At 64.9% G+C, this 10,256-nt stretch carries 7 protein-coding genes; 4 read left to right on the top strand and 3 right to left on the bottom strand.

Annotated features, from left to right (window positions below; translation table 11 throughout):
* The first annotated feature begins 164 nt into the window (after window positions 1-164).
* Genes FJ222_10220 through FJ222_10205 form a run of 4 tightly spaced genes read left to right on the top strand, consistent with a single transcriptional unit; the run spans window position 165 to window position 4,902 of the window.
* The gene (locus tag FJ222_10220) at window positions 165-1,886 is read left to right on the top strand and encodes a ribulose-phosphate 3-epimerase (GenBank protein ID MBM4164796.1); all 1,722 of its coding nucleotides are present in this window, start codon (window positions 165-167) and stop codon (window positions 1,884-1,886) included.
* Window positions 1,876-2,988 carry a galactitol-1-phosphate 5-dehydrogenase gene (locus tag FJ222_10215; GenBank protein MBM4164795.1) on the top strand — a complete coding sequence of 371 codons (1,113 nt, stop codon included), beginning with the start codon at window positions 1,876-1,878 and terminating at the stop codon, window positions 2,986-2,988. Before FJ222_10220 ends, FJ222_10215 begins: the two co-directional genes overlap by 11 nt.
* A complete protein-coding gene (locus tag FJ222_10210; protein ID MBM4164794.1) occupies window positions 2,985-4,088 on the top strand; it encodes a hypothetical protein in 1,104 nt (367 codons plus the stop codon). Before FJ222_10215 ends, FJ222_10210 begins: the two co-directional genes overlap by 4 nt.
* 46 nt (window positions 4,089-4,134) lie before the next feature.
* Window positions 4,135-4,902, top strand: a complete 768-nt coding sequence (locus tag FJ222_10205; protein ID MBM4164793.1) for a DeoR/GlpR transcriptional regulator — start codon at window positions 4,135-4,137, stop codon at window positions 4,900-4,902.
* Window positions 4,903-4,942: 40 nt separating this feature from the next.
* On the opposite strand, the gene FJ222_10200 is transcribed toward FJ222_10205, so the two are convergent.
* The 3 genes from FJ222_10200 to FJ222_10190 form a co-directional block, all read right to left on the bottom strand.
* Window positions 4,943-6,313, bottom strand: a complete 1,371-nt coding sequence (locus tag FJ222_10200) for a M20 family dipeptidase (protein ID MBM4164792.1) — start codon at window positions 6,311-6,313, stop codon at window positions 4,943-4,945.
* A complete protein-coding gene (locus FJ222_10195; protein ID MBM4164791.1) occupies window positions 6,310-8,844 on the bottom strand; it encodes an MFS transporter in 2,535 nt (844 codons plus the stop codon). The genes FJ222_10200 and FJ222_10195 overlap by 4 nt, the downstream gene beginning before the upstream one ends.
* A gap of 200 nt (window positions 8,845-9,044) precedes the next feature.
* Window positions 9,045-9,905 (bottom strand): radical SAM protein, encoded by an 861-nt coding sequence (locus tag FJ222_10190; protein MBM4164790.1) that lies wholly within the window; start codon window positions 9,903-9,905, stop codon window positions 9,045-9,047.
* Between the last annotated feature and the right edge of the window lie 351 nt (window positions 9,906-10,256).

The following is a 10,256-nucleotide window of genomic DNA, read 5'->3' as shown; positions in this document are numbered from 1 at the left end:
TGCAAACAGGCGGGCATGCACTGGCGACACAAAAACGCCATCTGCATCAGCGCCATACTCGCGCACCTACGCTCTGCCGCTTGATCTTCAACGAAACAAAATCACACCCCCCGTCATCGCCAGCGGTGATCCGGCAGTTGACGCGTGAGCGGTTTTGAGCTACTATGATCTCCTTTGAAAACCCCGGGAACCCGCTCATGAAACCGCTCGTGCTCGCCCTCGGCGTCAAAGCCGACCCCATCGAATACCGCTACTCCTACGAATGGCTCTTCCGGTTGATGAGCCAGGAGGGCGTGCGCCACCTCCAACTCGGATCGTTTTTCGAGGTCTACCATCTGCCGGATGAGTGGTTTGTCCGGCTGCGGCGACAGGCGGACGACTTTGGCATCCAAATCACGAGTCTCTTCACCACGCACCGGGAGCTGGGCGGTTTTTTCCAAAACGACCCGGCCTGGGCGGCCGTGGCGCGCCGGAACTTCGAGCGCTATATCGAGGTTGGCGCCCTGCTCGGCGCCGCGGCCGTCGGCCACAACCCCGGCGCCGTGCTGCGCGACCAGATGGGAACCAAGCCGCAGGGATGGGCCACTTACCTGCATCATATGCAGGAATTGATGGCCTTTGCCCACGCGCATGGCGTGCCGTTCCTCACCATCGAGCCCATGTCCTGCCAGGCTGAACCGCCCACGCTGCCGGAGGAAATCCGCGCTATGGGCGAAACGCTGCGTCGGTTTCACCAGGCGCATCCGAACACCAGCCAGGCCTTGTTCTGCGCCGATGTCGCGCATGGGTTTGCCGACCGCGCCGGTGTCGTGCAGTTCGACAACTACGCGCTGCTGGAACCCTGCCTGCCCTATCTGTACGAGTTGCACCTGAAGAACACAGATGCCCGGTTCGACAGCACGTTCGGTTTCACGCCAGCGGACCGGAAACGCGGAATCGTGGACGCCACAGCCGTGCGCGATTTTCTGCTGAGGCGCGCCGACAAACTGCCCGTGGACCACCTGATCGGCTACTTGGAATTCGGCGGTCCCAAGCTGGGACGCGACTACAGCGATCATCTGCTCGAGGACCAGATGCGGCAGTCGTTGCGCTATCTAAAGGAGACGTTCCTCGGCGAAGCCGATGCAACTCAGCCCCTGCCGCAGCCCACGACCGCCCTCCCAACCGTCCCGCAGCGCACGCGGCCTGTCGTGGAGATCGCGCCGTCGCTGATGTGCTGCGACTTGTGCAACCTGGAGGAGAGCGTGCGCCGCCTGGAAGCCGTGGGCGCGGATTATCTCCATCTCGACATCATGGACGCACACTTCACGCCGAATCTGCCGCTCGGGCTCGAAATGCTGACCCAGTTGCGCCGCAAGACGGCCCTCCCCTTTGATCTGCACCTGATGGTCAACGACCCCGTCTTCTTCATCGAGAAAACCCGGGGCCTCCCGGTGCAGATGATCTCCGTGCATGCGGAGTCCACCCTTCACCTTGACCGGGCGCTCGCCATCAGCCACGATGCCGGGATCCGCACCGGCGTGGCCCTGAATCCTGCTACGCCGCTCTCGGTGCTGGAGTATGTGCTGGATCGCATTGACTTTGTCCTGATCATGACGGTCAATCCCGGCTTTGCCGGTCAGCAGATGGTCGCCTCCGGTCTCCGCAAGTTGGCAGACTGCCGTCGCTTCCTCGATGCGCATGGCCGGACGGATATTGCCATCCAGGTCGACGGCAACGTCAGCTTTGCGAACATCCCGGCCATGGTGGCAGCGGGTGCGAGCAATCTGGTGGCAGGCTCCAGCAGCCTCTACTCTCGCGAGGCCAGTTTGAAAGAGAATCAGCGGAAAATGCAGGTTGCCATTGAGGCCGGATTACGTCAAAGGGATACGACGCATGAACGCTAGATCCATGGAAGCCCTCGTGCTGCATCAGGTGGGTGACCACCGCTGGGAAACCGTGCCGGTTCCGGAACCGGGTCCCGGGGAAGTGCGCATCCGGGTCGCCTATTGCGGCGTCTGCGGTTCGGATATTCCCCGCGTGTTCAAAAAAGGAACCTATCATTTTCCAACCATCTGTGGCCATGAGTTTGCCGGCGTGATCGACACCTGCGGCGCGGATGTCACCACCTGCCGACCCGGTGATCCGGTGGCCGTGTTCCCCCTGATCTGGTGCGGCAAATGCCCGGCATGCGAAGTCGGGCAGTATCCCTCTTGCGAGAAATACAACTACCTCGGATCCCGCTGCGACGGCGGCTTCGCCGAATACGTGGTTGCGCCAGTGAAAAACCTGCTTCCTGTGCCGCCGGGCGTCTCGCTCGAGGAAGCCGCCATGACCGAGCCAGCCGCTGTGGCCCTGCACGCCTTGCGCCGTGGAGGGGGCGTGTCGCCCGGGGAGACGATCGCCATCTTTGGCGCCGGTCCGATCGGCATCATGCTGGCGCAGTGGGCCCGGAGCAGCGGCGCGTCTCAGATCGTCCTGTTCGACATTGATCCCGGCAAGCTGGAACTCGCCCGATCCGCCGGCTTTACGCAGGTCTTTCACACCCACGAGCATCCGCCCGTGAAAACGATCAACCGGCTGACGTCAGAACATGGCGCACACCTGTGCATCGAGGCGGCCGGCGTGCCTCTGACCCTGGCGCAGGCCATTGAAGCCGCGCGCTGGAACGGCCGTGTGGTGCTGATGGGCAACCCCTCTGCCGACGTCGTCCTGCCCGCCGCGCTCATCTCCCAGGCCATGCGCCGCGAAATCAGCCTTCACGGCACATGGAATTCCGTCTACAGCGCCACCGGAAACGACAACGACTGGACCACCGCGCTGCAGGCCATGGCCAACGGCCAGCTCACACTCAAGTCCCTGATTACGCACACGCTCCCGCTGTCGCACGGCGTGCAGGCCTTCGAAATGATCCGAGACCGCACCGCTTTCTCCGCCAAGGTGCTGATCGGAAATGGCGTGCCGCGGCAACGGCACACCCACGGAAAGAACACGAAAGGCGTTTCATGAAAAATCTCGTCTACTACCTCGACAAACCCGGCGGTCGTTTCACCCCCATCGAGGAAAACCTGCCAGACCCGCAGCCGGGCGAAATCAGGGTCCGCACGCGTCGAACCGCAGTCTGCCAGTCGGACGTCGTCATCCACAAGCAGGGGCTCGCACGCATCCGGAAATGGCCGGCCATTATCCTGCACGAGGCCTGCTGCCAGGTGGAAGCCGTTGGCACCGGGGTCACGGCGTTTGCTCCGGGCGATCTGATCGGACTGGGATGCGACATCCCCTGTCCGGACCCCGCCTGCATGTACTGCGGCGAGACCGGCACCGGAGATTGGACCTCCTGCCCGCAGACACATGCCACGGGCCATGAGTTCCCCGGCTTTGCCCGATCCCACGCCATCCTGCCGGACTGGTTGGTTGCGCGCGGCCCGATTGTGAAATTCAACCCGGATATCTCACCGGACCATGCCTGCCAGTTGGAGCCGCTGGCCTGCTGCCTCGAGGGGCTGACGCGGGTGAACAACTGCATAGAGAAGCGCGTGGTGGTGCTCATCGGGTCCGGCTCGCAAAGCACCTATGCCCTGCAATGCGCTCTGGCCATGAACGCCCGCAAAGTGATCCTGATCAACCGCGGCGCCGAACGCCTGGAACGGGTGCTGCGCGATTTTGCGGATCCGCGGGTGATTGGCCTGCGCTGGGATGACACCATCGTGGCTCGTGTGTTCGCGGCGTGCCGGCCGTTCAACGAGCCGCACTTTGTCATGGTCACGGCGCCCTGTGCTCCGGCCTACGAGCTGGCGGTGCAACTGATGGGCTACGGCACCGTGCTGGACGGGCACGCGGGCGTCAAAGGCGCCAGCGGCAAACCGCGCATCGCGCACACGGTGGACCTCAACAACGATATCCACTACAAGCTGCAATGCTACCAGGCCACGCACGGCTCGGGCATGCACGGCATCCGACTGGCGCATGCGCTCATCAACGACAGACGCCTGCCCCTGCTGGACCGGATGACCAACCCAACCGAGCGCTTCCCTCATTCGCAAATCCAGGAAGCGCTGTCCCGGTCGGCCGACAGCGATAGCCTGAAGGTGATCATTAACTGGGATTGACCTGCCGTGCGATGCCCCCGCTGGTGCACGGCATCGGAGAATCCGCATGATCGAAGCCGAACGACACAACCGGATTCATCATCAGCTGCGTCGGCACGGCGTTCTGTCTCAGGAAGCTGCGGTACGTCTCACCGGGGCCAGTCCGGCCACCATCCGTCGCGATTTCGACAAACTGGCCGGACAGCACGGCGTGATCCGCGTGCACGGTGGGCTGCGCCTGCCGCCCGCCTTCCACGACACCCCCTTTGCCAGCCGCGAGATCCGCAACGCTGCGGCTAAGAGCGCCATTGCCCGGCGCGCCGTCAAACTGCTGCGGGAAGGCGACGTGATCGTCATCGACGGCGGCACCACGACCTTTCAACTGGCGGCGTGCCTGCCGCGCATGAAGCTCCGGATCATCACCAATTCCATCCGCCTGGCTGCCGCACTCGACGAACGTTCAGCCGACGCGGGCTGGGAGGTCTTTCTGACCGGCGGACTGCTCTACCCGCAATCCGGCCTGCTGGTCGGCCCGGTTGCGCAGAACAACCTGGCCCAGTACCATGCGCATTGGGCGTTTCTCTCCGTCGGCGGGATCACCCAGGACGGCGTGTTCAATACCAACGAACAGGTCGTGGAATCCGAGAAGGTCATGATTTCGCATGCCGACCAGGTGGTGATCTTGGCGGATCACTCCAAGATCGGCAGCCGGGCCATGTGCCTGATCTGCCCGCTCGCATCCATCGACGCCCTTTTGACCGACCGTCCTCCGCCCGCGCCCATGCACCGCGCCCTGCGCCGCGCGGGCGTCGACGTGCTCGTCGGCGGCCGGTGAAACCGGGCGCACGGTTCACGGGTTCTTCCGATTCCGGCCGCTACACCAGCGCGCCCAACATAGCATCGGCGTAGGTCATGACCTGCTGGAACTGATCCAGTCCGAACGATTCGTTGGGGGCGTGGATATGGTCCTCCTCGCGGCCGAATCCGACGAGGAGCGGGGCGGCGCCGGACACCTCTTGCAGGGTGGCGATGATCGGAATCGAGGCACCCTCCCACAAGAAGAGGGGGCCGCGCGCATCCATCCGAGTCAGCACGTCTGTGGCCAAGCGGAAGAGGGGCGAATCGAGGGGGAGCCGGAAGCCGCGGGATCCGCTGCGGACGTCGGAGAGTTCGAGCGTCAACCCGGGTGGACAGTGGGCGCGCAGGTGCGCGGCGAGCGCGTCCATAGTCCGGGACGGGTTCTGGTCCGGACAGAGACGGGCGCTGAGCTTGGCCACCGCTTCGGCGGGGATAATCGTTTTGGAGCCCGGTCCGCCATATCCGGAGTGAACCCCGTTCACCTCAATGGTGGGGTGAAAGGCGGTCCGGTGGATGGGAGGAATCGCCCGTTCGCCGCCTTCGGGAGGCGCGCCCGTTTCGCTGATGTAGGCCGCTGGGTCAAACGGGACCGCTTCGGCCAGGCGGCGCTCATCCGCGGAGGGCGCGGCCCATCCGTCGAGGAACCCGGCGACGGCGATGCGGCCCTGCGGGTCGTGGAGCGAGGCGAGGAGTTCAGCCATGCCCTGGGCGGCATTTGGGGCGAGGCCGCCGTGGGAGCCGGAATGGAGGTCATGCGACGGGCCGCGAAGGGTGATGGTCAGCGTCTGCATGCCGCGCAGACCGGCGACGATCGCGGGCTGGCCGCACGAGTGCATGCTGGTGTCGCAGACGAGGAGGATGTCGGCCGCGAGGCGCTTGCGCCATGTCGGGTCGTGGGCGCAGGCCAGCAGGGACGGGCTGCCGCACTCCTCCTCGCCCTCGAGGAGCACCCGCAGCGTGGGCAGCGGCAGGCCGGCACCGATCCGCGCGGCAACCCCCTGCAGGAAGGCGAAAAGCTGCCCCTTGTTGTCCTCTGCGCCGCGGGCGTAGATGCGACCGTCCACGCAGACCGGATCGAAAGGGGGATGCCTCCAGGCGGCGACGGGGTCCGCAGGCTGGACATCGTAATGGCCGTAGAACAGGACTGCGGGCGCGGACGGGACACCGGGCCGTTCGGCCCAAACGATGGGCCGGCCATTCGGTGGCAGGACGACCTCGGTCTGAAATCCCGCATATTTGAGCCAGCGCTTCAGCCAGGCTGCGGCCCGTGCGCAATGCGCCAGCCCCGATGCGTCGGCGCTGACCGATTCGATGCGCAGCAGATCGCACCAGGCGGTGAGGATGCGCTCGCGGTTGGCTGAGAAATAGTCGTGGTGGAGTGGGGTCATGGCGGCGGGCCCTCAGTGTTTGGCATGGCCAGAGTGTACGACGGGGCGTTCCGGGGTTTTCGAAAGAGGTCGTCGGCCCAGGCGGAGAGGACGTAGACGGCGAGCTGGATTTCAACGAGCGACCGGACCGGGCGCATCGCCGGAGGTGGGTCGGCTCGGGCAAAGGCGCCGGTGAGCAGGGCAATGAACCACGCGCCCGCCGCGAAACGCGGATCGCGCCGCTCGAGCTCGGGCAGAAAACCAAAAATGGGCAGGTCTTCGGCAATCTGATACCGGTGCTGGGCAAAGAGGCGGGCGATGCGCAGGGCGCTGTCGGCGCAGGGCACTAGGTGGCGCGCCTCGTAGTGATTCTCGATTCCGGCCAGGGCCGATTCCATTTCGGAGAGGAACCGGCCAGGCTTGTCGGCTTTCAGCCGGGCGCTGTTCGCGGTGAGCCGCCGGACCAGGTCGGAGAGCGCGGAACTGTGGGTCTGCTCCTCGCGGGTCAGCATCTTGTAGAAGCCGTCCGGCTCGCCGAGCAAATCGCCGGCCGCCACGGCAAAGGTCTTCTCGAAGGCGGCGTTGGCGGTGGCTCGCATGCGGGGGATGATCGCATAGACGGCGGTGACGTCGCCCTGTCGGCCGAGCGCGGCCGCGGCGGCGAGCGCGATGGAGTCGATGCGGGTTGCGTAAATGAGTCCGAGCAGGGCGTCGCGGGCGGCGGAATCGGGCGTCCAGCCCAGGACGCGGGACGCCTCGCGAACAACCTCGATGTTCGGGTGGGAGAGGAGCGGGCGGACGCCATTCACGACGATCTGGATACAATCCGGTGTGTCGTCGGGCTGCTGCAGCAGAGCGCCCACGGGATTGAACATCGGTTTTTCGCGTCCGGCCTCGCGCAGGGTCTCGCGCAAGGCCCGCAGCGCGCAGACGGTCAGATCGCTCTCCGGATCCTGGATCACCGCCAGCAGTCGGGTGATCGAGGCGTGTGAGCCGATGCGCCCGAGCGATACGACGGCGGCCTCCCGGACGTCGAGCGAGGGATCGCCGAGCTTGGCGCAGAGGTCGGTGACGGCGATCTCGGCGCCGGTGTCGCCGACCGCCTCGACCGCCCGGAGCCGCCGTTCGGGTGTCGCGGGGAGGTTGATGATGCGGCCGTAATAGATACCCGATGCGAAGCGGAGCGGATTGACGGGAACCAGCAGGCTGATGGCGCGACGCAGGCTGAGCGTCTCGCGCCGAACCCGGATCGAACGGAACAAAGGCAGGGCGATGAACCAGGCGACAGCCGCGTGACAGAGACAGAGGATGTGAATGTAATTCAGCCGGGTCTGACCGCGCAGAAACAGGTCGAACCCGTCGCCACACGCATCCATAATGAATCCGCCGATCAAGGGACCGATTGCGCCAATCAGCCCGATCAGTGTCCACTGCACGGCCATCGCCACGGTTCGGCCTCGTTTGGGGGCGATCGCCGCGACGAGGCTGAGGTGGCAGAGGCCGATCACGGAGTAGAGGCCGGCGCACAGAAACGTGGAAACCCCGAGGAGAACGATCGCCTGTTTGGTGACCACAGTCAGATGCAGCAGGGGGATCGTGAACGAGACGGGGTCATCCGTGATCAGGAACCAGGAGAGGCCGAAGCAGGGGCAGATGATGATCATCACCGACGCCAGCGTCTTGGGCCCCACGCGATCGATGATGTAACTGGCGAAGATGCCCGCGAGGATGCAGCTCAGGGCGCCGACAATCGGGCTGACCGACAATTCGGTGTAGGTGGCGTGCATGACACGCTTCAAGTAGAGCGCGCTGAAGGCTCCGACGATGGTGCAGGAGAGGGTCCAGAACCCCGTGGCCAGGGCGAGGTTGCGGAAACTGGGGTGGCGGAGCGGAATGAGGAGGCGCCGCGCGAGCGGGACGAGGCTCGCGGCCTGCTTCGCCGGGCGTTCGGGAACCGACCAATGGATCAGGATGTCGGAGACGCCAGAAATGGCCGCCAGAAAGAAGAGAAAGGCAAAGCCCAGGGTGGAGGCATTGGGATTGCCCGCATCAAACGCATCGAGCAGCCAGCCCGAGAGGCCCATGCTGACGAGGAAGGTGAGCATCGTCCAGCTCTGACGCGTGCTCCAGAACGAACTGCGGCCGTTCTCCGGGATCAGATCGGCCATCCAGCTCTGCCAGACGGCGCTTCCCATGTTGCCGATCAGCCCGGAGATGCAGGAGATGCCGATGATGAAGGCGGCGGTTGAGGGTTGCGGACGGAGCCAGATGAGGACAGGGGGCACGAACCACAGGCAGCGGCTGACCAGCAGGCACCAGCGCCACACGGCGCGGCGACTGCTGATGCGTTCGGAAAAGATGGCGCTGACCAGCATCGAGGCCAGGGCCAGTTGCCCGGCCATCGCCGCCAGGCCCTGAACGGTGCCGCTGGCCTGCAGCCGGTCCAGCAGCATCGCATAGGGAATGCCGCCGGAAACCGCCGCGAAGAACATGCAGACGGACGAGGCGATAACGCTGCGGCGCAAGCCGCGCTGAATGTCTCGGTCGCTCATGCTGTCTGCGCACTGGATCAAAGAAAAACCCTCGGGGACGTCATGCGGTTCAAGATACCAACTCGCGGGGGGTGTGGCAAGGAGACTCACGCGCGCCTGGCAGTTCTGATGAGGGTTACTCCTGACTCGTGGTCGTCCACCGACCGGAGGCAGAATCGGTTGACGAGTCCGCAGGTGCAAGCAGGGGGACGTTCATCGGCTCACAGCGAGAAGGGGAGTCGGCCCGGGCCGCTCTGATCGAGGCGGGGGAGGAGGCGCTCCAACTGCGTGATCAGCGCCTCGCGATCCCGGGGCAACCGGCCTTCCAGCGGCACGGGGTTCGAGGTGTGGTTGGCGCGGAAGACGGTCTGCGTGAGTTCCAGACCGCGCAGAAGCCGGATCAATTCACTGACGGCGTCGTATGCCGAGGCCGTTCGGTAGCCCTCAAACATGCTGGCGCCGGGCACCTCCACATACCGCAGGGCGGAGAGGAGGCGCGGCTGCATCCGGTTCAGTGCTGCTGCGGTCGCCTCCGCATGCCGCGCCGCCCCGGCTTTGCCGGCGAGTCCGAGCAGCACCATCACCGAGCACTTGAGGCCGGCCGCCTGAGCCCGCCGCACGGCTTTGCACATGCCGGCTGCGGTCTCGCCCTTCGCCACGCGCAGCAACAGCTCCTCGTCGCCGGTCTCGAGTCCCACGTACAGCGTGCTGAGCTTGAGCTCCCGGAGCGCCGACAACTCGGCGTCGCTCGCGGCGTTAATGGAACTGCCGTTGGCGTAGAGATTCACCCGCGCGAGCTGAGGAAAGAGGCGATTCAGGGCATCGAGCATCGTCCGCAGCCGCTCGAACGGGAGCGCCATCACGTCGCCGTCCGCGAGAAAAATCCGCCGCGTCTCCGGCCACCGCCGCGCCGCGTGCGCGAATTCGGCGAGCACCTCCTGCGGCGGCCGCACGCGGTACGGCACCCCCTTGTACATGCCGCAGAAACGGCAGGTGTTGTGCGGACATCCCAGGGCGACCTGGAAGATCAGGCTCTCCGCCTCGGCGGGCGGACGAAAGAGGCGGTCGGTGTAGTGGATCATGGCCGTATTACAGAGTTCTGCGAATGTGAGTAACAACAACGCATGCAGAAAAAAGCCGAGAGGATCGAAATCGCTATCGGGATCGGGATCGAGACCCGCTTTCGGTCCCGATAGCGATACCGAGATGCTTGTGACCCATTTCTGCAAGTCTCAGTAAGAACCCCCCTGAGTCACGCATGGAGCATGCCAGAAGCCTGGGGACACTGTCAAGGGCATGCGCGCCGCCCTAATCCTCGCCTAAGGCAGGGCAAATGTACGCAACCCGTTAAAAGAGAGAAGAAAAGGCTTGCTGACGGGCTATAGATTTCCTATACTGCATGTCCATGGCTACCCGTCTTCCGTTGATGCACA

Source organism: Lentisphaerota bacterium (assembly GCA_016873675.1).
Lineage (GTDB): Bacteria > Verrucomicrobiota > Kiritimatiellia > RFP12 > JAAYNR01 > VGWG01.
This window is presented reverse-complemented; position numbering and strand designations above follow the sequence as displayed.